Below are 25,122 nucleotides of genomic sequence, written 5' to 3' on the forward strand. Positions count from 1 at the left end.
GGGAAGGTACAGCCTACTATCGGCAACCGTGATTGTGTCCGGTGGTGAAGCACTCGTCGATCTCGTCCCCGCAGGTGAGGACGGGAATCTGCTGGCTCCTCGCTTGGGCGGTGGCCCGTACAACGTCGCTCTCGCGACCGCCCGGCTCGGTATGCCGACGGCGTTTTTATCCCGCGTGTCGACCGACGCTTTCGGCGACGCTTTGGTCCGCAGACTGGAAGAGTCCGGGGTGGACACATCTTTGGTGCAACGTGGACCCGAGCCCACCACTGTCGCCGTGGTGTCGTTGGACGAGGAATCCAACGCCCGATACAGCTTCTACGCCGAGGGCACCGCGGACCGGTTGGTCGCCGACCCGGGTCCGCTGCCGAAGGAGACCACGGTGTTGTCCGTGGGCACACTCGGCATGGTGTTGCAGCCCGGCGCGCAGGCGTACGAGGCCGTGTTGCGTCGCGAGAGTCGACGTGGTGTGTTGACCGCACTCGATCCCAACATCCGCCCCGGCATGATCACCGATCCTGGCGGATACCGCGCCCGGTTCCTCTCGTGGTTGCCCTACGTGCATCTGTTGAAACTTTCGGTAGAGGATGCCCGTTGGCTGACCGGTGTGACCGACCCCGACGGCATCATGGACACCGCGCGTTCGTGGCTCGACGAGGGTCCGCAGGCAGTGGTCTTGACCAAAGGGTCCGAGGGCATGTCGTTGATCACGTCTTCGGGTGTCGATGTGACGGTGCCCACCGCGGCGGCGAAGGTCGTGGACACGGTCGGTGCCGGCGACACCGTGCAGGGCGCCGTTCTCGCCTGGTTGGTGTGCAACCAGGTGAAGGACACATCAGTGCTGTCCGCGAACGATTGTCGCGACATGTTGGCGTTCGCGGCGGATGCAGCGGCCGTCACAGTGTCCCGTAGCGGGGCCGAGCCACCGACGGTGGAAGAACTCCGAAACAGGCTGTGAACCTAGTCGCATTGGGTCGGCTGTGGGTAACGCCACGGCTGCGTAACAGGCCTCTTCTGGACTAGCGTTAAGGAGAATTCATACCCCAGCGGGGCGGTGTGCGAAGTAATGTGACCCGCATGATCTGCGGTCACAGCCGGCCCGTGTGACCGTGAGAGGCATGTGCATGTCCGACGCGACTGCGGCGCAGACCGGGGGCGAGAAGATCCAACTCCGCCTGCCGACTGGCGAGCACGAGTTGAACGTTGTTCGCGCCGTGGAGGGCGCGCCCGGTATTGAGCTTGGGAAGCTACTCGCCCAAACCGGCTACATCACGTACGACCCGGGTTTCGTCAACACCGGCGCCACGTCTTCGTCGATCACGTACATCGACGGTGAACAAGGAGTCCTGCGTTACCGCGGCTACCCGATCGAACAGCTCGCGCAGCACTCGACGTTCATCGAGGTGTCGTATCTGCTGATCTACGGTGAGCTGCCCACGAAGGAGCAGCTGGAGAAGTTCTCCTCCCGGATCAACAGGCACACGCTGCTGCACGAGGACCTGAAGCGGTTCTTCGACGGCTTCCCGCGGGACGCGCACCCGATGCCGGTGCTGTCCAGCGCGGTGTCGGCGCTGTCGACCTTCTACCAGGACTCGCTCAACCCGTTCGACTCCGAGAGCGTGGAGCTGTCCACCATCCGGTTGCTGGCGAAGGTGCCGACGATCGCGGCCTACGCCTACAAGAAGTCGATCGGTCAGCCCTTCTTGTACCCGGACAACTCGCTGGGTCTGGTCGAGAACTTCCTGCGGATGACCTTCGGACTGCCCGCCGAGCCGTACGAGCTCGACCCGACGATGGCGAAGGCGCTCGATCTGCTGTTCATCCTGCACGCCGATCACGAACAGAACTGCTCCACGTCCACCGTGCGGCTGGTGGGCTCGTCGGAGGCGAACCTGTTCGCGAGCATCTCGGCGGGAATAATGGCCCTGTTCGGCCCGCTGCACGGCGGTGCCAACAGCGCCGTGCTGGAGATGCTGGAGAGCATCAAGACCGACGGCGGCGACGTGGACAAGTTCGTCAGCCGGGTCAAGAACAAGGAGGACGGTGTCCGCCTGATGGGCTTCGGGCACCGGGTCTACAAGAACTACGACCCGCGCGCGAAGATCATCAAGCAGACGGCGGACGAGGTCCTGTCCAAGATCAGCGGTGGTGACGAGCTGCTCGACATCGCCAAGCGGCTGGAGGAGCGGGCGCTGTCCGATGACTACTTCATCGAGCGCAAGCTCTACCCGAACGTCGACTTCTACACCGGCCTGATCTACCGGGCCATGGGCTTCCCGACACAGTTCTTCACCGTGCTGTTCGCTCTGGGACGTCTGCCCGGCTGGATCGCGCACTGGCGCGAGATGATGTCGGACCCGGCCACCAAGATCGGCCGCCCGCGGCAGATCTACACCGGAGAAAAGCAGCGCGACTACAAGCCGCTGTCGGAGCGCTAAAGGCTCTGCCGGAAACGGCTGGAAACGCCGGAAAACACCGCAGCGTTCGAAAACCGCGGAGACGAAAGGCCACCTTCGCCGCCTGGGGGGCGGGAAGGTGGCCTTCAACGTGTTTGTGGGCGAAATGCGCGTAGACCGTCTCACCGCGACCCCGGCAGCACCTCTTGGGCCTTCGTCTTCACACCTTGGGCCAGGACGCGCCAGGCGTTCGGGTCGCCTTTGAGCAGTGCCTCGGTCATCGACTTGACCTGATCGAACGTGGCGTGCGGCGGAATCGGGGGGAGCTCGGGATCACAGTGCACGTCGAGCACGACCGGGCGGTCGGCGGCCAGCGCCTCGTCCCATACCCGCCCCAGGTCGGCCGGGTCGTCCACGGTGATGCCGTGAAGTCCCACCAGCTTGGCGAACTCGGCGTAGGGCACTTCGGGCAGGTTCTGCGATTCCTCGAACTTCGGCGTCCCGCCCATGGCGCGCAACTCCCATGTGACCTGGTTGAGGTCGTGGTTGTTGAACACGCACACCACCAGTCTCGGGTCCGGCCACTGTTGCCGGTATCGGGCGATGGTGGCGAGCTCGGCCAGGCCGTTCATCTGCATGGCGCCGTCGCCGACGAGCGCCACGACCGGTCGTTCGGGATACGCGAACTTCGCCCCGATCGCGTACGGCACGCCGGCGCCCATCGTGGCGAGCGTGCCCGACAGCGAGCCGCGCATCCGCCCCCGCATCCTCAGGTTGCGGGCGTACCAGTTCGTCGACGACCCCGAGTCGGCGGTGATGAGCGCGTCGTCGGGGAGCCTTTCCGACAGCTCGTGCACCACGCGCATGGGGTTGATCGGTTCGGCGTCGAGCATGGCCTGGTCACGCAGAGTGTTCCACCAGTCGGCGACGTTGCGTTCCACCGTCTCGCGCCACGAGGTGTCGATCTTGCGTTCCAACAGTGGTAACAACGAACGCAACGTCGCCTTGGCCTCACCGACGAGGTTCACCTCGGTCGGATAACGCATGCCGATCATGCTGCCGTCGATGTCGATCTGCACGGCGCGGGCTTGCCCGAAATCGGGGAGGAACTGCGAGTACGGCAGGTTGGAGCCGACGATCAGCAGTGTGTCGCAGTCACGCATGAGCTCGTAGCTGGGGCGGGTGCCGAGCAGGCCGATCGAGCCGGTGACGTACGGGAGTTCGTCCGAGAGCACGTCCTTGCCCAGCAGGGCTTTCGCCACCCCGGCGCCGGTGACGTCGGCGACGCGCATCAGCTCTTCGGTAGCGTTGCGGGCGCCCTGCCCGGCGAGGATGGCCACCTTGTCGCCCGCGTTGAGCAGTTCCGCCGCCTTGGCTATCTCGTCCTCCGGCGGGAGCATCACCGTCCTCGGTGTGCTCGGCGGGCTGGAGGGCACTTGTTTGAACGCGTGTCGCGGTGGTGTGTACTCCTGTTCCTGCAGGTCCGCCGGGATGATCAGCGCTGTCGGTGCCCGACGTGACTGCGCAGTGCGGAAAGCGCGGTCGAGGGCGTTGGGCAGCTGCTGCGCGACGTTGACCTCCACGAGGTATTCGGACGCGACGTCCTTCAGCAGTGACTGCAGGTCGATTTCTTGCTGGTAACTGCCTCCCATCGCGCTGCGCGAGGTCTGTCCGACGATGGCGACGACGGGAACGTGGTCGAGTTTGGCGTCGTACAGGCCGTTGAGCAGGTGAATGGCACCCGGCCCGGAGGTGGCCATGCAGACGCCCACACTGCCGCTGAACTTGGCGTATCCGACGGCTTGGAAGGCCGACATCTCCTCGTGCCTGGACTGGACGAACCTGGGCTGGTTGTCCGCTTCGCCGAATGCGGAGACGAGGCCGTTGATGCCGTCACCGGGGTAGCCGAACACCTGCTCGACACCCCAGTCGCGGAGTCGCCGGAGTACGTAGTCGCCGACCGTCTCGGTCATGTGTGCCTCCCATCGCGCACGTGAGCCGGGTCCCGACTCGGCTACCCGGACGGGTGGCGTTCAACCTCGGGGCCTGTTCCTGCGGAAGGCGCGTACGAGTGTCAGCGCGGTCAGAGCACCGAGGGCGGCGATTCGGCCGTGGTTGCGGGAGGCCCACAGCTGAGGGCTGGAGACCTTGGCCGTTCGGTCGAACCGCCCGTGCGCGCCGAAGTCCTTTCCGTTCCCGCCGTCCACGGGTTCCCACAGGTTCACCGGGCTGCCGGGGCGTTGTGCTTGGTCGGTCTGTTGGGAGGCGTAGCCGGTGCGCGCCAGGTAGCGGTCCACGAGGCCGGGTGCGACCTTGTTGGCGAGCAGTGTGAACACGGTGCTGCCACCGACCCAGTAGTTGCGTCGTTCGGGATGGTCGGCGGCGTAGGTGATCGCGGAGGCGGCCACCTCGGGCTGGTAGATCGGTGACACGGGCTGTGCGCGTCGGGGCATGCGGGACAGCGACCAGTCGAACTGGGGCGTGTTCACGCCCGGCAACGTCACCATGGTGAGATTCACGCGGGATTTCTCGTGCAGTAGTTCGCAGCGCAGCGACTCGGTGAAGCCGGTGATGGCGTGTTTGGCGCCGCAGTAGGCCGATTGCAGTGGGATTCCCCGGTGCCCCAGGGCCGAGCCGACCTGCACGATCGTGCCCGCGTCTCGGGGTCGCATCCGCGCCAGCGCCGCGCGGGTGCCGTGGACGTAACCGAGGTAGGACACCTCGGTAACTCGCCGGAACTCCTCGGGTTCGACCTCGGAGAACGGGGCGAACACCGCGGCGAAGGCGTTGTTGACCCACACGTCTAGGGGGCCGAATTCGTCCTCGATCACGGCCGCCGCCTCGTCCACTTGCCGTTGGTCGGCCATGTCCACGACCAGTGGCAGCGCCCGCCCGCCCGTGGCTTCCACGTCGCTTGCGGCAGCGTCGAGCCCCTCTCGTCCGCGAGCGAGCAACGCCACGCGATCACCGCGACGGCCGAACGCCCGCGCCGCCGCGCGTCCGATGCCGGCACTCGCTCCCGTGACGACCACGGTCCGGGGATGCCTACGGCCCATCGAGTGCTCCTTTCCCGCCTCGGTACGCCGCCCGGATACCCGGGGTCGGGCGGCGACAATCGACGGAGAACGAGACGTCCGGGTAGGGGAGCGCGGTTCGTGGGAGAGGCGGGGCGGCTCACGCGCCCCTTCACCTGCCCTTCACTCGATGCTGCCGGGTCCTGTGTTCTCGGCCAGGACAGTGCGGGACAGGTGATCGGCGTGCCGAGTCGTCTCGGGCAGCCGGTATCGCTCACACAAAGTCAAGGTGTGATTCCGGGCGGTATTCAGGCTGATTCGGTGTCCGACCGATACGAACACTGGTTTCACGCCGCTGCGAGTGCGCAGCACCGCTCCCACGACTTCGGAACCCATGGTCAGCGGCGACCACGAGCCCCGGCGGGTCGCGGGGGGAGCGAACTCGCCGACGAACGCCGTTTTCGCCACCCCGAACGTCGGCACACCGGTGAGCACGCCGAGGTGGCACGCCAGTCCGAAACGTCGTGGATGTGCCAATCCGTGCCCGTCGCACACCAACAGGTCCGGTTCTGTGTCCAGTCCACGTAGGGCTTCCACCACCGCGGGCAGCTCCCGGAAGGCGAACAGGCCCGGTTCGTATGGAAACGTCGCCGTGGACAGTGCGGTGGAAGTCTCCACCGGCTCCAGGGTGGCGTAGTCGAGCACGACCACGGCGGCGACGAGCCGGGACGAATCCCGGTCGTAGGCCACGTCCACACCGGCGACCATGCGTGCGGCCGTCGACGGCGCATCGGCCGTGCTCACGCGGTGTCGCAACCGTTCCTGCAGGGCCATGGCTTCCGCCACGGTCGTCGGCCACGGTTCGTCGAGCCGGACTTCCATGTGTGCCCCCGTTCACTTCCTGCGGCACTGTTCGGGGTGGTTCCCGTCCATTCTCGACGTCTTTTCGGAGCGGAAGCGGTTGACACGCCACGGAACGAACAGAGGTCTGTACGAAGCGCAGGAAGATCCACTACGCTAAGCGGGGGACAGGGGTAGGCCATACTCGTTCGGCCGGTTCTCTCATACATGATTCGTGTGGAGGTGCACTGGAATCGACCGGCTTCTCAACGCGCCCTGAAGCGGTGCGTTGAAACGTTTCCTGGCAGGCCCGTTCGAGCTCTGGGTGATTATGGAATCTTCGCCGACCTCACCGCGTGGACAACAGACCATTGCCTGGTCGTGTGGGGCGCTCGCCGCCGTCTACGTGGTCGTCGCCTCGATTGTTCTCGCCGTCGGTGACAATGGTGGACTGCTGTGGCTGTTCCCGGGCGCGATCGCGCTGGCCGCAGCGGTGGCTCACGTCGTCCTGACGGAACGTGCGGCCAAGAAGGCAGCCGAATCCCGTGCCGTGCTCGAGAACGAGCACGCGGCGTTACGCGAGGTCCACAGCACCTTCGTGTGGTACCTGGAGTCGTTGAACAACAAATCGCCGGCGAGTTTGCCGGACGCTCCGTCCCGCCCCGAGGCGGTGGAGGAGTACGAGCGCGTGAAGGCCCTGGTCTCCAGGATCAACGACACCTACAGCGCTCAGCGCAGCACCGTCCACGCCGCCGTAGTGTCGCTGGCCCGAAGGGTCCAGACCACAGCGCATCGGATGCAGGAAGAGGCCGGGCGGATGGTCAACCGGCACCCCAACGACCCCGACGTGCTGGAGACCAGCATGCGCGTGGACCACGCCGCGGCTCAGCAGGCGCGTTACGCGCAGTCGCTCGCCGCGCTGTGCGGGGAACGCCCCGGCCAGCAGTGGAGCGAGCCGCTACCCCTGTCCGAGATCGTGCGTGGCGCGGCGGGCCGGATCACCGCCTACCAGCGTGTCGAGGCCTCGGGCGACCCGGCGATCGCCGTGTCCGCCAGGGCGGTGGAGCCGCTCGTCCACATCGTCGCCGAACTGCTCGCCAACGCCGCCCAGTCGTCGCCGCCCACCACCAATGTGCTCGTCACGCTCAGAAACGTGCAGCGTGGTGCGGTCATCGAGATCGACGACTGTGGTGTGGGCATGGACGACAGGAGGCTGGAGCAGGCGCGTGCCATCGCCTCGGGTGAGAAGCCCGTCGACCTGTTCCTGCTCGGTGAGGTGCCTCAGACCGGTCTGCCGTCCGTCGGCACCTACGCGCGTGCTTACGGGTTCCGCGTCGATCTCGGCGAGTCCGTTTACGGCGGTGTGCGCGCGATTGTGATGGTTCCGTCCGAATTGACCGAACCGTTGCCCCCGGACCACGCCACGATGAGTGGACAGTTGGCGTTGACCCGTCAACAGGGGCAGCAGGGGGCGGCCAAGGTCCTCGACCCCGTTCCGCGTCCGTCGCCTCCGGCCCCGGCCGAGTCCACGCCGCAGGCCGCCCCGTCGCCCACCCCGCGTGAGCAGCCGCGGGAGACGACGGTTTCCTCGGTTCTCTCGGATTCCTCGGACTCCCCTGTTTCCTCCAGTGGCGGTCTGCCGAATCTGCCGCGTCGTAAATCGCGTCGAGGGGAGGCGATCATGGAGAACAGCAACGAAATCACCATGGATCTCCCCGCCATTTCCGTCGACCCCGAAAAGGCCGCGGAACAAGCAGGACAGTGGATGAGTGCGTTTCTCGGTTCGGACAGTGTCGTGACCGATACGACCGGTACGACACCGAACTCGGGTTCCGATCGCCGTGACATTCCGGAGGAGTAATGGTTGCCCATGCCGGTGACAACAGTTGGATGTTGGAGCAGATCAGGAGTGTGCGCGGTGTGCGACACGCGATCGTGCTCACCTCCGACGGTCTGCTGAAGGTGAAGACCGAACAGACCAACGCCGACATCGCAGACAAGCTCGCCGCCACCTGTGCGGGGCTGACCTCGCTCGGCAGAGGCGTCGGTGACGAGTTCGGTGCGGGCGGCGATCCCAAGCAGGTGATGGTGGAATTCGACGGCGGATTCCTGTTCGTGCGGGGGGCGGGCGACGGCTCGCGGCTCGCCGTCGTCACCGAACCGGTGATCGATCCCGGCCTCATCGCACAGCAGATGCAGCTCCAAGTACTCCAGATCGGTGAGCGGACCCTCAGTACGCCGACCCGTACGCGCTGATCATGGACCACTCCGACGAATACCAGGACAGACCGGTACGGCCGTATGTCATCACAGGCGGCCGAGCTCACCCGTCGCGTAACACATTGCGCCCGGAGACACTGCTGGTCGCCAATCCCGAGGCACAGCTTCCGACGGCGATGAGTCGGGAGAAACGGTCGCTGGTGGATCTGTGCCGCGGGATGTTGTCCGTTGCCGAAGCCGCTGTCCACCTTGGCCTACCGGTCAGCGTGGTCGTGGTGCTCGTGTCGGACCTGGTCGACTCCGGGCATCTCGTGGTGCGCTCCACCCCGCAACGGCTCGTCATGCCCGAAATCGAATTGCTGGAGAAAGTACTGAATGGGCTTCGAAAGCTCTGAACGTTACGTGGCCTCGACCGTCATCCAGTCGGTCAAGATCCTGGTCGTCGGCGCGTTCGGTGTGGGCAAGACGACGTTGATCGGGTCGGTCAGCGAGATCCCACCGCTTCGCACCGAGGAGACCATGACCGCGGCGAGCGTCGGCGTCGACTCGCTGGCCGGGCTCGACGATAAACGCACCACCACGGTGGCGATGGACTTCGGTCGGATCACCCTCAATCCCGAGATCGTGCTGTATCTGTTCGGCACGCCGGGCCAGAAACGTTTCTGGAACCTGTGGGAGGGGTTGGCCGACGGCGCGGTGGGCGCGCTCGTGATGGTGGACACGCGTAGGCTGGAGGACAGCTTCGAAGTGTTCGACCAGTTGGAGTTGCACACGCAGGTGCCGTTCGCGGTGGCGGTCAACCAGTTCCCGGGTTCGCCCCATTACGACACCGAGCAGCTTCGGGAGGCGTTGGATCTCCTGCCGGAGACACCGATCGTCTACTGCGACGCGCGTGACCGCGATTCGTCGCTGAAGACGTTGATGCGCCTCGTCGAGTACGCCATCGAGGTGCGCAAGAACTCGGAGGTGGCATGAACAGAAGCGGGCAGCTTCGGACACTGGCCGAGATGACCGGCCTGATGCCACTGTCCCGGCTCGCCAGTTCGATGAGCCCACAGGGCATCTACGACGAGTTGCAGGCCCGTTGGGGTCCGGTCGCGCCCGTGGAATTGATGCCCCGTGTCAACGGTTGGCTCGTCATGGGGCATGCGGAGATCTGCCAGGTCGCGCGCAACGAACGGTTGTTCTCCCACGACCCGCGGACGTGGCGTGAATACACCAATGGTGTCATCCCGCCGGACGCACCGTTGGCGGCATTGTTGTCCCCATTGGACAACGCCGTCTACGCCGACGGGGAACGGCACCGTAGGTTGCGGTCCCCCGTGGAGGAGGGTTTCGACGCCCTCGACGAGTATCAGCTTCGACGCATCATCGAGCGTGAGTGTCTCGGCCTGATCGACGCGTTCTCCACGCGTGGCGAGGCCGACCTGGTGACGGAGTACTCCGCCGCCATCCCCATGCTGGTGATGTTGAGCCTGCTCGGGGTGAGCGCCGAGGACCGCGAGAAGCTGAGGGGAACGCTGCTGGCGGGCATCGAGTCGTATTTCGCCGACGATTCGATGCAGCGGCTGTTGGTCGACCTAGTGCGCAAGAGGCGGGCCGAGCCGCGCAACGACATGACGTCGATGCTGGTGCGGCACCCCAACATGCACAGCGAGGACGAAGTACTTCACGCCATGATGATGATCATCGGCATGGGGTACGAGGTGACCGGTATCTGGATCGCCTTGGCGTTGCAGCTGATGCTGACCGACCACCGGTTCACCGCTCGGTTGCGCGGTGGTCGGCTGGGGGTCGACGAAGCTCTCGACGAGGTGCTGTGGCGGGACCCGCCCGTGGCGAACCTGATGGGCCGATACGCCGCGGCCGATTGCGAGCTGGCCGGTCAGCGGATCAGCAGGGGAGACGCGGTCATCCTCAGTTTCGCGGCGGGGAACGCGGATTTCCGGGTACACAGCAACGACCCGTGGCTGGAGATCGGCAACCGCGCGTACCTGTCGTTCAGCGCCGGCTCACACGCTTGCCCCGCCCAGCGGGCGGCGCGGCTCATCGCCCGTATCTCGGTGGAGACGGCGCTGGACTCGCTGGACGACGTCGCGGTCACGGTGCCCGTCGATGAGCTGACGTTCACTCCGTCGCTGTGGAACCGCCATCTGACGTCGCTGCCCGTGCGGTTCCGCCCGGTGCCCGGGTACAAGCGCTGACGGGTGCTCGGCGACTTCGGGGCACGCCGAGCACCCGTGGTGTGTACATGAGCTGGGCCGTGGCACCCCAGCACTGTCTGAGCTCGGTGGGACCGGACTCACGGCCACGGTTTTCCGTGCGCTGTCCGGTGTTCACGGCAGTGGTTCCCACGTGCGAGGCAGGCTAGGACCGTGATGCTACGGCCGCGCCGATGGTCCTCTGTGTTGGTCAGTGGCTGATGTGTTGGCAGCGGGACCGATAGGTGCTCGACCCCATGCCGGATCATCGGTGAATGGGTGCGGACGTGATACAGCATGCGGGTACCGTGTTCCGCGGCGGTGAGCGATCGTATCTACGCCGGTTCTCACGGTAAGCCGGGAAACCACAGGTTGCCTGCGTCGGTACCCGGTCCGTGCAACGGACGCTTCGGCGCGCCGGGGGAGTCATGCGGCGGCAGATCTAGGAGATCGTTGATTACGTCGGCTGCCTCGCCGGAACGCTGCCACAGAGGCATTCCACTGCCGTAGTCACTGGTGCGGAACCGGGCAGCGTAGGCTTCGTCCACCGCCCGGACCAAGAAGGCATCGACGGCACCCGCGTGACGTCGTTCTCCGTGTATGGCCACCACTTCGTCAGCTGAACCCATGTGTGTGAACCGGAATCCGGCTTCACGGCTGCGGATGATTGCCTCGATGCCGGCTTCGTCGTCGAAATCGAACCCGTTCACCTCAGCACCACTTCCTGAAGGGCGCGACGTAGCCGACCTGCCTGTAACGGTGTGAGTAACCAGCCCTGCTGGCGTGGATCTACCACCAACACTCGGTCGCCCGACAACTTTATGGTGAGCTGCTGCCTTCGCCCGCGCTCATCTCGACATGGCACTATGAACGCCACATTTTCGCCGGACCCACTCCATATGGGGTCATGCTGCTCCATCCATTCCTCCAGGTCGTATGTGTTCCATGTCGGTGGACCGTTACGAGAACCGGTTTGAGACGTCCGTGATCACGCTCTCTGGGTAAAGTGGCTTGAGCCAGTACACTGACCTCGATGAAGAGTTCTCAGGGCCGTTCCAGCGACGGAACGCAGCTCCCGAGCCGTCAGGTGGCAAGCGAGCTGCGCAGCGCAATCGCCTCGGGTGACTTGCCTCCTGGCGCCAAGCTGCCGTCTGAGCGTGCGTTGGCTGCCAAGTACGGGGTGGCCCGCAATACCGCCCGTGAGGCCATCCGCCTGCTCACGGACGAGGGTTTGGTCATCGCGCACCACGGCAAGGGTGTGTTCGTCCGCGAGAAGCGGCGCCTTCTTCGTTTCGGCAGTGAGCGCTACTCGCACCGGCTCCGCAATGAGACGGGTTTGTCGCCTTACCGCGCTGAGGTGGCCAAGCAGGGCCGCACGGCCCGCGTGGATTGCACGTCGATCGAGCGTGTTCAGCCGCCCAAGGACGTCGCCGAACGGCTGGGCGTTGACCCGACCGAGCCGTCCGTGGTGCGGCGGGAGAACTGGTACTACGCCGACGACGAGCCCGTTCAGGTCGGCGTCACCTACATCCCGTGGGAGATCGCCGAAGGTTCGGTGCTGGCCACGTCGGCGAACATGGGCAAGGGCAGCCTGTACGCGCGGTTCGAGGAACTCGGGCACCCGATCACCCGCATCCGTGAAGAGGTGTCCGCTCGGATGCCCACGCACGAGGAAGCCACGGGGTTGTCCTTCCCCGACGGCGTCCCGGTGCTGGACGTCCTGCACACCGGTATCGACCATCTCGACCGCCCGTTCGTGGTGACCAGGTTCGTCATGCGCGCCGACCTGAACGGCCTGGACTACACCATGCCCGTGGAGGACTGATGTTCCAGCCGTACCAACAGCCGACGCCCGTTGTGCGCCCCCGCACCGAGGACGACTTCCCCGCGTGCGCCGCCGCCTTGATAGCCGTGCACGAGGTGGACGGCTATCCCGTCGAGGGCGTCGCCGATCCGGACGCGTGGCTCAGACCGGCCGGGCTGATGAATGCGTGGGTTGCCGAACTGGCCGGCGAGGTGATCGGTCACATCTGCCTCACCGAACCCACAGACACCGATGCAGCGGCCGTCATGTTCCGCGAGACAGTCGAGGGTGCAGCCGTGGACATCGCGGTGTTGGGCCGACTGTTCGTTCACCCAGAAGCACGCAGGCATCGAGCCGGTGAACTCCTCACCCGTGCTGCCATGGACCACGCAGCCAGTGCAGGGCTACGCCTCGTGCTGGACGCCATGGAGAAGGACCAGGCCGCGATCCGTCTCTACGAACGTCTCGGATGGCGCAGGATCGGAACGACCGACCACGACTCAGGCCACGGCCTCGTACCTGCCTACTGCTACGTCAGCCCCGCTCCCTAGCTCACCCGGCACACACGCGGTGAGGGTCCGTGGAGGCACCGAGACGGGCCCGTTTTCGGTGGGTACGTTCGCTGGCGGCTATCCGCCGAGCTCGACGTGGGGATGGGGCTCCGGACGCCGGGTTCGGTCGAGCAACCACAGTGCTACGGCGATGGCCGCGGTCAGGAGCAGGACCGCTGCCATGATCTCGGTAGGGGACGCGATGTCCATGACGATGCGGCCCGGCAGTGTCGTCGGGGACAGCAACGGTAGCGACGACAACACCAGCGACGTCGCATCCTCCGGCAGGCGGAGCACCACCACACTCGCGGTGAACACCCCGAGCAGCCACGGCATCGCGGTGAGGGGATTCGGCCGCGGACCCGCGTCGCGGCGAAGCCACGCCGTCGTCAGAACCGTCGAGTACAGGGCGAAACCCAGCGCGTACCACAGCAGACCCCACGCCAGGGCCTCCGACAGGACGCCGACACCGGCGTCGACCGGAACTCCGGCCGCCGAGAACGCTCCGACGGAGACCGCGCCGACGGCCGCGAACTGGGCCAGTCCGGCCAGACCCGCCCCGCCGAGCATGCCGAACAGTGCCTGCCGGGACGGCGCGGAACACTGTTCGGACACCCAGGCGAGCACCCGTCGTGCCGCGTGGGTTCCGTGCGTCGCGATCGCGGTGAACACCGCGAACGGCAAGATCACCGCGAGCGCGGGCCGCTGCCGATGCGACGTGGACTCCGACACGGTCACCCGCACGTCCGTCGCGTCGAGTTCCCGGCGCACGTCCGTGGGATCGAGTCCGGCCTCGGCGAGTTTCGCGTCCAACACCACATCACGGGAGATACCGGTGAGCGCCGCACGGACTAATGGGTCCACTGAGGACCCGGAAAGTATTCGTAGCCTCGACGTACTCCCGGAGACGAGGACGTCCAGACTGCCGTCGGAGACCTCCCGGCGTGCGCGCTCGGGATCGCGGTACGGAACGACGGTGACCTCGGCGCCGAGCTCGGAGGCGACCGCGTGCAGCGAATCGGCGATCGCGGTCGCCTGCCCGGTGAGGCCGACCGTGGTCCGGTCGGTGGACGTGGACAGCCATCCGTGCAGACTCAGATACCCGATCAACGCCGCCAGGACCGTGGCGATGCCAACCACGAAACCCGGCCTCCGTGTCCGCACGCGGAATTCATGTCCCACGCTTTCCCGCCATCCGGCCGTCTGCGAGAGACCCACCTCGAGTTCCGGCACCCGTTCCGACACGGCATCCCTTCCGCCTTCGCAGTGCCGCGCAGCCTACCGCCGATCGAGCCCGGTCGACTCGTCCAGCGAGGCCGACAACCACCTGCCGGGTGATTCCGGTGCCGGGGACGGGACACCCACACCGGACGTCGTCCGCTCGACGTCCGGGGCGTGGACAGGCGTGGGAGCGGATACCGATCAGGGTTGGTCGGTCGGGCGGATGAGGATCTCGTTCACCGACACGTGTGAAGGAGCGGTCACGTCGACGTCCCGGGGCGGCCTATCGTGATCGAGGTCAATGCGATGTCGACAATGGATGGTGAGTAGTGGACGTGGCGCAACAGACGTCGGTGCCGTCGTAGCTGGCCAAGATCGAACTCGAGGAGATGTTGTACGGCATGCTGCGCCTGCTGCCCCAGGCCCGCCTCGCCGTCCCGTTCCAGGAACTGGAATTCCGACACGAGGTGTCCAGCTACGGACTCGCGGCGTTGCCGGTGACGTGGTGAGTGGCATGGCCGAACTGCTCGTGACGGTGGACCGGGACGCCTGCTGTGGTGTCGGCCGATGCGCGATGACCGCACCCGAGGCGTTCTCCCAACGCGATTCTGACGGCACCGTCGAATTGCTCGAAAGCCGCCCGCCGCCTCGTCTGCACGAGGACGTCCTGCTGTGCGCTGAACTGTGTCCGTGCGCGGCCATCGGCGTGCGCCGGAGCTGACCACCCATCCCGACCGAGGAGCCGATGTTGACCACTACCGAGACCGGCGAGGCGGATGCGACGGCCGCGCAACGCCCGCTCGTGGAAAGCCGTATGCGCTGGGCGGTCGAGATGCTCGCCGAACCCGGCCCAGGACTCGCCGAGGACCCCCGAGACCATTTCGTCGCCGCCTTTGTGGACAAACACGGGGACGACTTGCCCGCGCTGCTGGACTCGTGGCGTGCGCGCGGCCCGTTCACCGTGGAGTCCTACACCCCGGTGGCACACAAAGGTTGAGCCACGCTGATTGGCCCCACCGGCGACCGCTTCACGCTGTCCATCGTGATCGACAGTTCCGGTCTCATCCGCGGGCTGGGGCTGGGGCCCGAACTGGTGGTGCCGCCCCTTCGTGACTGGGCCGAACTCGACACGGCGCTCGACATTCCCGGGGTGACCAGCACGGCGTTGGTCGCCCGGCTGGTCGATGACCGCTGGGTCGACCTGTACGAGCGGTCAGCCGACTGGCTCGGCCTACAAGCTCTACCACCTGCGCGCGCTCGCCCGGTCGATCGAAGCCGGGACGGTACGGTGGGACGAGGAACTCACCCTGCTCCCGCAGCTGCGTAGCCTGCCGACGGGGGAGATGCAGGACCTTCCCGACGGCGCCCGGGCCACGGTGCGGGAGGTCGCGCACAAGATGATCGCGATGAGCGACAACACGGCCGCCGACATGGTGTTGCACCGGCTCGGCCGGGACGCCGTGCACCGCGCCGTGGTGGACTCGGGCCATCAGGACCCCGAGACGCTGCGTCCGTTCCTCAGCAGCCGGGAGCTGTTCGAGATCGGCTGGGACGACGATCCATCGTTGTTACCGGAATGGTCCGCCGAGGACCGGGCGCAGCCGGTAGTCGGCACCCGTATCCGCCGAAGGTGGGACGGGGGTCGTGCTCGGCATCGTGGCGAGCAGGTCCAGCGCGGCGAAGGGCCGCTGCAGCCGGAACACCAGCGTGCGTTCGTCCGGGGTCTCCAACGTGACCGGACCGTCGACGTCCGGTTCCCGCCACGGCCCTTGGTAGTCGGTGCCGAGCAGGTGCCGGAAGTACATGGGGCTGCTGCCGAGGACGTCGGAGCCGTAGTTGCTCCGGGCGATCGCGTATTTCACGTCGGCGGCGGTCACCGGGCTGCCGTCCTCGAAACGAAGACCTTCACGCAGCCGGTAGGTCCAGGTCCGGCCTCCGTCGGACGACTCGCCGAGCGACTCGGCCAGGTCGGGCACCAGACGTTGACCGGCTTTACCCGGCGCGGTGTCGAAGGTGACCAGGGTGCGGCCGATGAACCGGAGGAAGTTCCAGGTGTAGGCGTAGTAGGTGTTTCCGGGATCCAGCGAGTCGAAGTCGTCGGTGCGGGCCAGCCGCAGGGTTCCGCCCATCTCGTCACTCGACCGAACCACGCTGGTGATCGCGGCGTCCCGGCCGGGCTCAATGCTCATCGGTCAGCGGTCCTTTCGTGATCGCGATACGGCTCTTTGCGCAGAGCCTGCGTGTCACGAGACCGTTTTCCGCATACCGGCGGGGAACCACGCATAGCGACCGGCCCGAAACGGATAACTCTCGGCCGTCCTGCTCCGGCTCGAGCCGAACGGTCGCCAGGGGCGGATCGAGGGTCAGGTATCGTGCCGGGCCCGCCGTGTGTCCCGCACTTCGAGGAAGGCCGCGTAGCCACGCAACAGCGCCACGAATCCCCCGAGGCCGAGGAAGAACAGCCACACCTCCCACCTGGCGGGCAACAGGATGGCCGCGACGATCGTGGCGACGACCTGCAGTCCGAGCAGGAACGCTCGCAGCGGTAACGGCCGCCACGGGAGCAACGCCAATCCCAGCCACACCACCATGGCGGGAAGGAAGACAGCGAGCAGTAGGCCGAGAGCCATCAGAGACCTTCCCGGTTCATGTCAGCACATGCCCTCTCGGAAACGGAAGTGGCGATGCCCGGCCTGCTCCACCGACACGACGGCCGACGGTGTGGCGAGGCCGAGCTGGTTGCCGGTCGAGATGGGGCTGACGGGTTCAGGGTGGGCACAGTGGGTTCTCACAGGCGGTACTCCCCGCAGCGCACGGTGCGCTACGGAGAGTGATTTTAGTGCTTTCAGGGACTGCTGTGCGAGGGGTCAGAGGGCAGGTTCGGATCCAAGCAGAACCGTGCCTCGTCGGGGTTCACCCCAGGGCTGGACAGTGGTGCGATAGCCCAGGGGTTCCCGTTGCGCCCCGACGTCGGTCCGCACTGGTTGTACGGCGTGTCGAGGCGGACCGGGGTCTTGCTGAAGGCGTGGAAGTCCCCGGTCATCACCGGCTGGCTGCTTCCGGAGTAGTTGCCCTCCAAATCCATCGCTCGATCGTTGTGTTACAGGTAGTGGTCCGGCATCCAGCTCGCCCGCAGGATGGGCCGTTCGGACACCTTGCGGACCGAGCCGTCGGCACACAGCCGGAGGTTCAGCTCCTGTCAGATCGGGGGTGCGGCCTTGAAGATGCTCGCCCCCATGCCGGGGATCAGACCGTCGGCGAAGAACATCTCCCGGATGTCCTCGGCCAGGTCCGCGACCGGCCTGACGATCCGGTCGTCGGCCTTGAGGCTGTCGCTGAACTCGGACATCGCCTCCGAGGGGCCCTCCGTGCCCAGCATCGGCCGGTAACCGATGGAGCCGCCCGCGACGGTCAACACCGCGACACAGTCCCCACCGGAGTCGACGGGCTCCCCGGCGTAGTTGGTCACCACCGGGGCCTTCCCGGCTGTGGCGTACGCCCGTCCGGGGAGGATGCCGTCGCGTATCGGGTTGGCGCTCGTCCATGCTCCGTCGTGGACGTTGAGGTCCTGGAGCCGGTAGCTCAGATCTGGCTCGCTGATTCCCCAGAGCCGTACTCCTCGGCCACGGCGCGGAACAGGTCCAGCAGTTCCAATGCGTGCTCCAGGTAGTGGGAGGTCCTCGGGGCGCGGGTGTAGGACAGGATCGCGACATCGGGACGCAGTCCGGTACAGGCTCGTTCGATCAGGTTCGCGGCACCGGTGTTGAACACCCGCAGTCGGTCCCCGATCGTGACCTGGTAGGCGAGGGTTCCGCCTTCGATCAGGTCGGCGATCGTGCGGGGTGGTTGGGGGCGGGTGGTCGTCGTTCCCGGGAACAGGTAGCGGTGGTTCTCGTCGAGACTGTGCAGGCTGGGGATCACCTCGACGGTGAATCCGTCGAATTGGAGTAGTTCACCGCCGCGTGCCCACCACCCGTGCGTCGGGGAATCGCGACAGTATGTACGGGATGTCGGCGATGTGGTCGAAGTGTCCGTGCGTGATCAGGATGAGGTCGACGCCGTGGATGTGTTGGTCCACCACGGCATGGTCCACGGTCAGCGGGGTCGATTCGAGGAATGCGCCGTCCGGGTCGATGGTCGGAAACCTGGTCAGCCACGAATCGATCAATACGCGTTTGCCGTCGAAGGCGACCTCCCAGCCGTTGACGCCGAACCATCGAAGGTCCATTTTGGCGGCTTGACTCGTGGTGGGCGGGGGTGCTGGGCCGTCGCCGCGGTGTGGAAGGGGAGGACGGCGGTCGCACCGAGGACCGCGGTCCGGCGCAGGAAACCACGCCGGTTCACCGGAAGCTCCATGAAGAGTCGCACCTTTCTCGCGCGCTGGGGGATGTCGACGACCCCGACAACATAGCGAGCGGCTACGCGGCCCTCCGCACCGTTGATCGCCGATACCCGGCCTGCGTTCGGAAATCATCCGCCCGAGGGAAAGCCGAATGCGGAGCGTGTTCTGGTATTGGGATCCGGGCTCGCTCCGGGCCACGCGTCGAACAGAGCGATCGTGCCCGAAATCCCGTACGGCCGGGACCGCCGAGGGAGTGCCGTGGGCAGAAGGCGTGGGACGTGTGGGTCGGCCGCGGCGTTCCCGCCCGGCCCCGTCCGTCAGCCCGACTCGGTCAGACCGCGCAGTGCCCTTTCGACGAGTTCGGTCACCCTCGGCCGGGCTGCTTCGGTGTCCTCGGCCACCAGTCCGAGCCGGGTGCGGCGGTGTAGCACGTCGTCCGCGTCGAGGGCTCCCTCGTGTCGTACGGCCCAGACGACTTCGGCGGCGGTGACGTCACAGCCGGGGAACAGCGGCCGGGCGAGGTCGGGGTCGACGTCGCCGAGCGCGGCCACCCTCGGTGCCTCGGTCCCGTACTTGGCGACGAGCCGCCGAGGGGCTTCCACACTGCTCAAGGTCGAGCGACGAGCGGCGCCGATGAGGGGAAGCCGTGCCGTTTTCGATTCCCGCGCGCGTAGTCCGATGGCCCGGACAGCAGCGTCGACGGTGTCGCGTGCCATCACCCGGTAGGTGGTGAGCTTGCCGCCCACGACGGTGATGACGCCGGTGTCCTCATCGGTGAGCACGGCGTGTTCTCGGGAGAGGTCGGCGGTCCGGCCGCCGGGGGAATCGAGTAACGGACGCAGCCCCGCGAACGAGCCGAGCACGTCGGACCGGGTCAGCAGTCGGTCCAGCACCCGGGAGGCCGTGTCGAGCAGGAAGTCCACGTCGGATTCAGGGACCGCGGGTGTTCCCGAGGGTGGTTCGTCGACCGGTTCGTCGGTGAGCCCGAGGTAGGCCCTTCCTCCCGGTGCGGGGAGCAGGAAGACGAACCGGTTGGTCTCGCCGGGCACGGGCACCATGAGCGCCGTCTCCCCGATTCCCGTGTTCCGGGCGTCCAGCACCAGGTGCGAACCCCGTGAGGGACGCAGCCGGACGCTCGGTACCAGTTCCTCCGCCCACACGCCCGTCGCGTTGATCACCTGGCGGGCATGTAGTTCGACGGGCCGGCCCGTCAGTTCGTCCCACGCGCGGACACGGTCGGCCGCGACGTCGAGGGCCCGTACTCGGGTGAGGATGCGTGCGCCGAGCTTCGCCGCCGTGCGGGCGAGCGCCACCACGAGCCGGGCGTCATCGGTCAGCGCGCCGTCGAACGCCAGCAGGCCGCCGCGCAACCCGGCCTCCCGCAGCCCCGGGGCCAACGTCAGTGCCTGCGCGGCGGGGACGGACCGGGGTCGGGGCAACACCGACGAAGGCGTTCCCGCGAGCCTGCGCAGCGCGTCTCCGGCGCCGACGCCCGCCGCGGTGAGCGCGTGGGTGCTTTGCGGGGTGTTCGCGTAGCGCGGGAAGAGCTGAGCCATCGGCCGAGTGAGGTGTGGGGCGGTCCTGCGCATGAGGATGTCGCGTTCGACCGCGCTCTCCCGGGCCAGTCGTACGTGTCCGTGGGCGAGGTAGCGGAGTCCGCCGTGCACGAGCTTGCTCGACCAACGCGAGGTACCGAACGCGAGGTCGCGGGCCTCGATCAGGGCCACCGACAGGCCGCGGGAAGCGGCGTCCAACGCCGTTCCCACCCCGGTCACCCCACCGCCGATCACGAGGACGTCCACGCGCTCGCCCGAGGCCAGCGCGTCGAGTTCCGTCGCCCGCCGTCGCGCTGTCAACGAAGCCGGGACCACGTTCGCTGTCGTCATGGCATCAAACTCCGGTCGAGTAGGTGTCGCAGTTCGTCCAGCAGTGTTTCGTCGGGGACGTCCTTGGTGGCGGGGCGCCACGACAGGACGAAGGACTGCACCGTGAGCAGCAGTGCTCGGGCCTGTGACTCCGGTTCCCCGCGCCGGACGGAACCGTCCGCGTGGCCCGCGAGGATGAGGCCGCCCACCACGTCCTCGGCGAGCAGCTGGGTACTGCCCAGACGTTCGGTGACATACGGCAGGAGGAGCTCGGCGTCCTTGTCGAGGACCGTGCGCAACAGCGGGTCGGTGGTGAGTGCCCGCACGGCTGCCACGCCGAGTTCGACGAGTCGCCGACGGGCGGGCAGCGCGGTGTCGATCTCGGCGGTCACCCGGCGTAGCAGGGCGCCGAACTCGCGGGTCATGAGTGCGGCGAGCAGGCTGCGCACGTCGGGGAAGCGTCGGTAGAGGGTCATCCGGCTGACTCCCGCGGTGCGGGCGATCTCGGTGAGTGTCGTGCGCCGCACACCGGTGGTCAGCACACATGTCCGCGCCGCGTCGAGCAGCACATCGTCGGGAACGCGGGAGGTGGGCACGCGGTCGACCGGTGCGCTCCCTCGTCCGTTCCACGCGATGGTGTGACGATCGGCCTTCATGTGTCACACTCTAATCGTGAACGAGATGGTTGACCATCGACTCCGCTCCGTGTGGACACCCGATTCCACCGAGGCCGCCGCACTGCCGACGAAAGCGGTGCGCTGGCTCACCCGCCGTATCGGACAGCTGTCCCCGGGCGCGCCCCCGGCTCCGGACTCCGCGTTCGTGGTGCCTCCCTCGCGGATACCCGAGAAGGCCCGGGCCGAACTCGTCGATGTGGTCGGTACCGACCACGTGCTGGAGGAAGCGCGCGAACGTCTCGGCCGCGCGGGCGGCATGTCCTACCTGGACCTGCTGCGGCGACGGTATCCGGGGGGTCTGCTGATCCCCGACGCGGTGGTGCTGCCCGCCGATCCCGAACAGGTGCAGCGGGTGCTCGACGTCTGCGTGGCCCACGACATCGGCGTGGTGCCCTTCGGTGGCGGAACGTCGGTCGTCGGTGGTGTCACCGCGTTACGTGGTGACAAGCAGGCGGTGGTCGTACTCGACCTCGAACGACTCAACCGTCTCGTGTCCGTGGATCCGATCTCCTGACTCGCCGTGTTCCAGGCCGGGGTGCGGGCTCCGGACGCCCAACGCCTACTCGCCGTGCACGGCCTCACGCTCGGCCACGTGCCGCAGTCGTACGAGCGGGCTACCCTGGGCGGGTTCGCCGCGACCCGCTCGGCGGGGCAGGCCTCGTCCGGATACGGCCGGGTCGAGGACATGGTGCAAGGCGTGCGACTGGCGACCCCGGCGGGCGAGTGGCGGCTCGGCGTGGCGCCCGCCTCGGCGGCGGGACCGAACCTGCGGGCGCTCGCCGTCGGCAGCGAGGGCACGCTCGGCGTGATCACCGAGGTCACGGTCCGGGTGCGGCCCCTGCCCGAACGGGAACGCTACGAGGGCTTTGTGCTCGACGGCTGGGAGCGCGCGACCGAAGCCGTCCGCGTACTGGCGCAGAACGGCTTGCTCGCCGACATCACCAGAGTGTCCGATGAGGACGAGACAGAGGTGTCGTTGGCGTTGAAGGGTGGATTCACCACCACAGCCCTGCGGCGGTATCTCGCCGCGCGGGGGATCACGAAGCCGTGCCTGCTCATCCTCGGTTGGCACGGGCAGGCGCCGCAGCGCAAACGGGCGCTGCGGGTGCTGCGCGCGGCCGGTGCCGTCTCGCTCGGGCGGGCGCCGGGGGAGGCGTGGCGGCACGGCCGATTCGCCGGGCCACGTCAACGGGACGCTCTGCTCGACCTCGGAGTGTGTGTGGAGACGCTGGAGACGGCCACGCATTGGTCCGGTCTCGGCGAGCTCTACGAGAAGGTGCGCGCGGCCCTGCACGCCGCGCTCGACCGGCCCCTGGTGATGTGCCATGTCTCCCACGCCTACGAGACCGGCGCGTCGCTGTACTTCACGGTGCTCGCGGCCCGGGACCCGCACGATCCGTTCGGCCAGTGGGAACGCGCCAAGCAGGCGGCGAGCGAGGCCATCAGCGAGAACACCCGCGGGACCATCACCCACCACCACGCCGTGGGACTCGACCACGCCCCGTACCTGCGGGCCGAGATCGGCGACGTGGGCATGTCGGTGCTGGCGGCGGCCAAACACGCCACGGACCCGACCGGAGTGCTGAACCCCGGGAAGTTGGGGCTGTGACCACTGAAGGACCACTGAAGGCCGGTTCGGTCCGGCTCGGTCAGGGGCCGGTCAGGGTTCGATGAGGTACACGACCCCGGCCGAGGTGTCGACGAGATCGCCGTCGGTGTTGCGCCGTTTCGTGCGTTGCCACACCGTTTCGAACTGGTCGCGCGGATACACCCGACGCACTCCCGCCGTGTCGTGGGCCGCGGGATCGTTGGCGATGACGTCGCCGTCCTCGGTGAAACCGACCACGACCAGAAGGTGTCCCGCGGTGTCGTAGTCCGCGCCGTCGAGTTCGTCCTTGGTGAACGCCTGCGACGTGATCACCGGGACACCACGGGTGATGTGGTGTTCGATGTCCACAAGCGAGCGGAGTCGAGTCACGCGGGCACACATGCCGTAGTGGGCGGCGTAGGCGATGTTGAACGCCCAGTTGCCCGTTCCCCCGTAGGCCTGGTCGAACGTGTGGCGCGCGGCGTGCACCACGGTGCGGTCGGGATAGTCGCGGGGGATCCAGGACAGCTCCTGCTCCGAGGGGCCGACACCCCAGTACTCCAGCACCATCTCCGTGGATGCCGGACTGCACCAACCGTTGCCGCCACCTCCGTATTCCACGAACCGGCCACGGTGGATCCGTTGTGGATAGCGGGGCACGGGGAGTTCGATGCCGCGAGCCGGACCCGGCGCGGAGCCGGGCCCGGCGAGCCGCTCTTCGACCGTGGAGGCCACGGCACCCACGGCCGCCAACGTCGGCGTGGCATCGGTGCCTTCGGCGCGGAACAGCGTCACGCGGAGGCGGTAGCCCCGGAATCGGGTGTCCCCGACGGCGACGACGCGATCCACGTCGACCCGCGCGAACTCGTCCCGCTGCCCCTCGACCGACGTGCGGTGGATGTCGGTCTCACCGTGGGCCCACCGGGCCATCGAGTACCACGGCGTATGGCGCCCCGAGTCGGTGCGTGCCTCCAACTCGACGGTCAGCCACGTACCCGGCGGTGTCGTGGCGTTCCACGAGACGACGAGTTCGGTGGCGCCGAACGGGAGGCCGTGTTCCGGCGAGGTCCACCAGGCGTACTCGCCGGAGTCCTGCACCCCGGCAGCGGAGCCGATCCGAAGTCCGTCGTCGACCACCTCGGTCCCCGACGGTTCACCGTGTCGGAACCCCGTCTCGCCGCGCCATTCGTGGTAATCGATGTCCATCGACCCACCATAGGACGGCTAGAAGTGGGTGACGTCCAGTTTGCCGTCGGCGTGGGCGGAGCGCAGGCGCTTCTTGTCGAACTTGCCGACGCTGGTCTTCGGGATCTCGTCCACGAACGTCCAGTTCTCGGGCAACTGCCACTTGGCGACCTTGCCGGTGAGGAACTCGCGCAGTTCCTCGGCCGTTACCTGCTGGCCTTCCCGCACGACGACGGCGACGAGCGGACGTTCGTCCCACTTCTGGTCGGGTACGCCGATGACGGCCGCCTCGGCCACCGCCGGATGCGCCATCACCGCGTTCTCCAGGTCCACCGACGAGACCCACTCCCCACCGGACTTGATGACGTCCTTGGCCCGGTCGGTCAGGGTCAGGTACCCGTCGGGCGTGATCTTGCCGACGTCACCGGTGCGCAACCAGCCGTCGTGGAACTTGTCCGGGTCCGCACCGCCGTAGTACGAGCCGGCGATCCACGGGCCCTTGACCTCCAACTCGCCGACGCTCTCGCCGTCCCACGGCACCTCGTTGCCGTCGTCGTCGACGAGCCTGGCCTTGACGGTGGCGGGGAAACGGCCCTGCGTGTAGCGGTATTCCCACGCCTCCTTGCCCGTCGCCTCCGCTGGAGGACGTGCCACGCTGCCCATCGGCGATGTCTCGGTCATGCCCCACGCGTGCAGCACGGGCACGTTGTAGCGCTCCTCGAAGGCGTGCATCATCGCGGGCGGCGCGGCCGAACCACCCACCACGACCTCCCGCAGGTGCGAGATGTCCTGCGGGTTCGCGTCGAGGTGCTGCAACAGACCCTGCCAGATGGTGGGTACCGCCCCGGCGAACGTCGGCTTCTCCGCGGCCAGGATCTCGGCGATCGGGCCGGGCTGCAGGAACCGGTCGGGCAACACCATGGACGCCCCCACCATGAACCCGGCGTAGGGCATGCCCCACGACATCGCGTGGAACATGGGCACGATGACCAAGGCCCTGTCCTCGTCGGACAGCCGCATCGTATTGCTCATGCAGATCTGCATCGAGTGCAGCCAGATGGATCGATGCGAGTAGAGGACACCCTTCGGGTCGCCCGTGGTCCCGGACGTGTAGCACATGGCCGCGGCGGAACGCTCGTCGATCTCCGGCCAGTCGAACGTCTCCGGCTGGCTCGACAACAGTTCCTCGTACGAATGCACCGTGACGCCCGAGGGCGC

The 25,122-nt window shown here is 67.2% G+C and carries 27 protein-coding genes and 2 pseudogenes; 14 read left to right on the forward strand and 15 right to left on the reverse strand.

Annotated features, from left to right (window positions below; all coding sequences use genetic code 11):
* Positions 1 to 28 precede the first annotated feature (28 nt).
* Together M7H19_RS13410 and M7H19_RS13415 are read left to right on the forward strand one after the other, a co-directional pair.
* Positions 29 to 958 (forward strand): carbohydrate kinase, encoded by a 930-nt coding sequence (locus M7H19_RS13410; protein WP_298181190.1) that lies wholly within the window; start codon positions 29 to 31, stop codon positions 956 to 958.
* Between the two features lie 166 nt (positions 959 to 1,124).
* Positions 1,125 to 2,438, forward strand: a complete 1,314-nt coding sequence (locus tag M7H19_RS13415; protein WP_298181192.1) for a citrate synthase — start codon at positions 1,125 to 1,127, stop codon at positions 2,436 to 2,438.
* A gap of 140 nt (positions 2,439 to 2,578) precedes the next feature.
* On the opposite strand, the gene M7H19_RS13420 is transcribed toward M7H19_RS13415, so the two are convergent.
* The 3 genes from M7H19_RS13420 to nfi all read right to left on the reverse strand — a co-directional run bounded on the left by M7H19_RS13420 (position 2,579) and on the right by nfi (position 6,292).
* A complete protein-coding gene (locus M7H19_RS13420; RefSeq protein ID WP_298181193.1) occupies positions 2,579 to 4,369 on the reverse strand; it encodes a thiamine pyrophosphate-requiring protein in 1,791 nt (596 codons plus the stop codon).
* Between the two features lie 60 nt (positions 4,370 to 4,429).
* On the reverse strand, positions 4,430 to 5,452 hold the full coding sequence (locus M7H19_RS13425; protein ID WP_298181196.1) for an SDR family oxidoreductase: 1,023 nt from the start codon (positions 5,450 to 5,452) through the stop codon (positions 4,430 to 4,432).
* A 141-nt stretch (positions 5,453 to 5,593) separates the two neighbouring features.
* On the reverse strand, positions 5,594 to 6,292 hold the full coding sequence (nfi, locus tag M7H19_RS13430; protein ID WP_298181197.1) for a deoxyribonuclease V: 699 nt from the start codon (positions 6,290 to 6,292) through the stop codon (positions 5,594 to 5,596).
* A 289-nt stretch (positions 6,293 to 6,581) separates the two neighbouring features.
* On the opposite strand from nfi, the gene M7H19_RS13435 reads away from it, so the two are divergent.
* The 5 genes from M7H19_RS13435 to M7H19_RS13455 are packed head-to-tail and all read left to right on the forward strand — an operon-like array spanning position 6,582 to position 10,674.
* Positions 6,582 to 8,111, forward strand: a complete 1,530-nt coding sequence (locus M7H19_RS13435; RefSeq protein WP_298181199.1) for an ATP-binding protein — start codon at positions 6,582 to 6,584, stop codon at positions 8,109 to 8,111.
* On the forward strand, positions 8,111 to 8,506 hold the full coding sequence (locus tag M7H19_RS13440; RefSeq protein ID WP_298181201.1) for a roadblock/LC7 domain-containing protein: 396 nt from the start codon (positions 8,111 to 8,113) through the stop codon (positions 8,504 to 8,506). Before M7H19_RS13435 ends, M7H19_RS13440 begins: the two co-directional genes overlap by 1 nt.
* A 2-nt stretch (positions 8,507 to 8,508) precedes the next feature.
* A complete protein-coding gene (locus M7H19_RS13445; protein WP_298181203.1) occupies positions 8,509 to 8,865 on the forward strand; it encodes a DUF742 domain-containing protein in 357 nt (118 codons plus the stop codon).
* On the forward strand, positions 8,846 to 9,445 hold the full coding sequence (locus M7H19_RS13450; RefSeq protein ID WP_298181205.1) for an ATP/GTP-binding protein: 600 nt from the start codon (positions 8,846 to 8,848) through the stop codon (positions 9,443 to 9,445). The genes M7H19_RS13445 and M7H19_RS13450 overlap by 20 nt, the downstream gene beginning before the upstream one ends.
* Entirely contained in the window at positions 9,442 to 10,674 is a 1,233-nt protein-coding gene (locus tag M7H19_RS13455; RefSeq protein WP_298181207.1) for a cytochrome P450, read from the forward strand. The genes M7H19_RS13450 and M7H19_RS13455 overlap by 4 nt, the downstream gene beginning before the upstream one ends.
* 344 nt (positions 10,675 to 11,018) lie before the next feature.
* Here M7H19_RS13455 and M7H19_RS13460 read toward each other — a convergent pair whose 3' ends face one another.
* The gene (locus tag M7H19_RS13460; RefSeq protein ID WP_298181208.1) at positions 11,019 to 11,300 is read right to left on the reverse strand and encodes a hypothetical protein; all 282 of its coding nucleotides are present in this window, start codon (positions 11,298 to 11,300) and stop codon (positions 11,019 to 11,021) included.
* A 404-nt stretch (positions 11,301 to 11,704) separates the two neighbouring features.
* Here M7H19_RS13460 and M7H19_RS13465 point away from each other — a divergent pair, with 404 nt between their 5' ends.
* Together M7H19_RS13465 and M7H19_RS13470 are read left to right on the forward strand one after the other, a co-directional pair.
* Positions 11,705 to 12,496 (forward strand): GntR family transcriptional regulator, encoded by a 792-nt coding sequence (locus M7H19_RS13465; protein WP_298181209.1) that lies wholly within the window; start codon positions 11,705 to 11,707, stop codon positions 12,494 to 12,496.
* Positions 12,496 to 13,026, forward strand: coding sequence for a GNAT family N-acetyltransferase (locus M7H19_RS13470; protein ID WP_298181211.1), 531 nt, complete (start codon positions 12,496 to 12,498; stop codon positions 13,024 to 13,026). The genes M7H19_RS13465 and M7H19_RS13470 overlap by 1 nt, the downstream gene beginning before the upstream one ends.
* A gap of 78 nt (positions 13,027 to 13,104) precedes the next feature.
* Here the strand turns inward: M7H19_RS13470 and M7H19_RS13475 are convergent, their stop codons facing one another.
* Positions 13,105 to 14,166: a hypothetical protein gene (locus M7H19_RS13475; RefSeq protein ID WP_298181213.1), complete on the reverse strand. Its 1,062-nt coding sequence runs from the start codon at positions 14,164 to 14,166 to the stop codon at positions 13,105 to 13,107.
* Between the two features lie 595 nt (positions 14,167 to 14,761).
* Here M7H19_RS13475 and M7H19_RS13480 point away from each other — a divergent pair.
* The 4 genes and pseudogenes from M7H19_RS13480 to M7H19_RS18655 form a co-directional block, all read left to right on the forward strand.
* Positions 14,762 to 14,968 (forward strand): ferredoxin, encoded by a 207-nt coding sequence (locus M7H19_RS13480; protein ID WP_298181214.1) that lies wholly within the window; start codon positions 14,762 to 14,764, stop codon positions 14,966 to 14,968.
* Positions 14,969 to 14,992: 24 nt separating this feature from the next.
* A complete protein-coding gene (locus M7H19_RS13485) occupies positions 14,993 to 15,244 on the forward strand; it encodes a Cpe/LpqF family protein (RefSeq protein ID WP_298181216.1) in 252 nt (83 codons plus the stop codon).
* A gap of 45 nt (positions 15,245 to 15,289) precedes the next feature.
* Positions 15,290 to 15,574 carry a hypothetical protein gene (locus tag M7H19_RS13490; protein WP_298181217.1) on the forward strand — a complete coding sequence of 95 codons (285 nt, stop codon included), beginning with the start codon at positions 15,290 to 15,292 and terminating at the stop codon, positions 15,572 to 15,574.
* Positions 15,516 to 15,662: pseudogene (locus M7H19_RS18655) on the forward strand (serine hydrolase); the annotation flags it as partial. The gene M7H19_RS13490 and the pseudogene M7H19_RS18655, both read left to right, overlap by 59 nt.
* 153 nt (positions 15,663 to 15,815) lie before the next feature.
* Here M7H19_RS18655 and M7H19_RS13495 read toward each other — a convergent pair.
* From M7H19_RS13495 to M7H19_RS13530, 8 genes are all read right to left on the reverse strand, one after another.
* On the reverse strand, positions 15,816 to 16,436 hold the full coding sequence (locus tag M7H19_RS13495) for an ABC transporter substrate-binding protein (protein ID WP_298181219.1): 621 nt from the start codon (positions 16,434 to 16,436) through the stop codon (positions 15,816 to 15,818).
* A gap of 174 nt (positions 16,437 to 16,610) precedes the next feature.
* Positions 16,611 to 16,877, reverse strand: coding sequence for a hypothetical protein (locus M7H19_RS13500; RefSeq protein WP_298181221.1), 267 nt, complete (start codon positions 16,875 to 16,877; stop codon positions 16,611 to 16,613).
* Positions 16,878 to 17,092: 215 nt separating this feature from the next.
* A complete protein-coding gene (locus M7H19_RS13505; protein ID WP_298181222.1) occupies positions 17,093 to 17,332 on the reverse strand; it encodes a hypothetical protein in 240 nt (79 codons plus the stop codon).
* A 114-nt stretch (positions 17,333 to 17,446) separates the two neighbouring features.
* The gene (locus M7H19_RS13510; protein ID WP_298181224.1) at positions 17,447 to 17,719 is read right to left on the reverse strand and encodes a hypothetical protein; all 273 of its coding nucleotides are present in this window, start codon (positions 17,717 to 17,719) and stop codon (positions 17,447 to 17,449) included.
* 110 nt (positions 17,720 to 17,829) lie between these two features.
* A complete protein-coding gene (locus M7H19_RS13515) occupies positions 17,830 to 18,168 on the reverse strand; it encodes a hypothetical protein (protein WP_298181225.1) in 339 nt (112 codons plus the stop codon).
* A 31-nt stretch (positions 18,169 to 18,199) separates the two neighbouring features.
* Positions 18,200 to 18,475, reverse strand: coding sequence for an MBL fold metallo-hydrolase (locus tag M7H19_RS13520; RefSeq protein WP_298181227.1), 276 nt, complete (start codon positions 18,473 to 18,475; stop codon positions 18,200 to 18,202).
* Between the two features lie 431 nt (positions 18,476 to 18,906).
* Positions 18,907 to 20,475: a glycerol-3-phosphate dehydrogenase/oxidase gene (locus M7H19_RS13525; protein ID WP_298181229.1), complete on the reverse strand. Its 1,569-nt coding sequence runs from the start codon at positions 20,473 to 20,475 to the stop codon at positions 18,907 to 18,909.
* Positions 20,472 to 21,110, reverse strand: a complete 639-nt coding sequence (locus tag M7H19_RS13530) for a TetR/AcrR family transcriptional regulator (protein ID WP_298181231.1) — start codon at positions 21,108 to 21,110, stop codon at positions 20,472 to 20,474. Before M7H19_RS13530 ends, M7H19_RS13525 begins: the two co-directional genes overlap by 4 nt.
* Before the next feature lie 16 nt (positions 21,111 to 21,126).
* Here M7H19_RS13530 and M7H19_RS13535 point away from each other — a divergent pair.
* Positions 21,127 to 22,740 (forward strand): annotated as a pseudogene (locus tag M7H19_RS13535) (FAD-binding oxidoreductase).
* A gap of 51 nt (positions 22,741 to 22,791) precedes the next feature.
* On the opposite strand, the gene M7H19_RS13540 reads toward M7H19_RS13535, so the two are convergent.
* Positions 22,792 to 23,925: a peptidase C39 family protein gene (locus M7H19_RS13540; protein WP_298181232.1), complete on the reverse strand. Its 1,134-nt coding sequence runs from the start codon at positions 23,923 to 23,925 to the stop codon at positions 22,792 to 22,794.
* 18 nt (positions 23,926 to 23,943) lie between these two features.
* Positions 23,944 to 25,122, reverse strand: a 1,179-nt coding sequence (locus M7H19_RS13545) for a long-chain-fatty-acid--CoA ligase (RefSeq protein WP_298181234.1), incomplete at its 5' end; no start/stop codon positions are given.

The sequence above is a fragment of the Saccharomonospora sp. genome, from assembly GCF_027317685.1.
Classification (GTDB): domain Bacteria; phylum Actinomycetota; class Actinomycetes; order Mycobacteriales; family Pseudonocardiaceae; genus Saccharomonospora.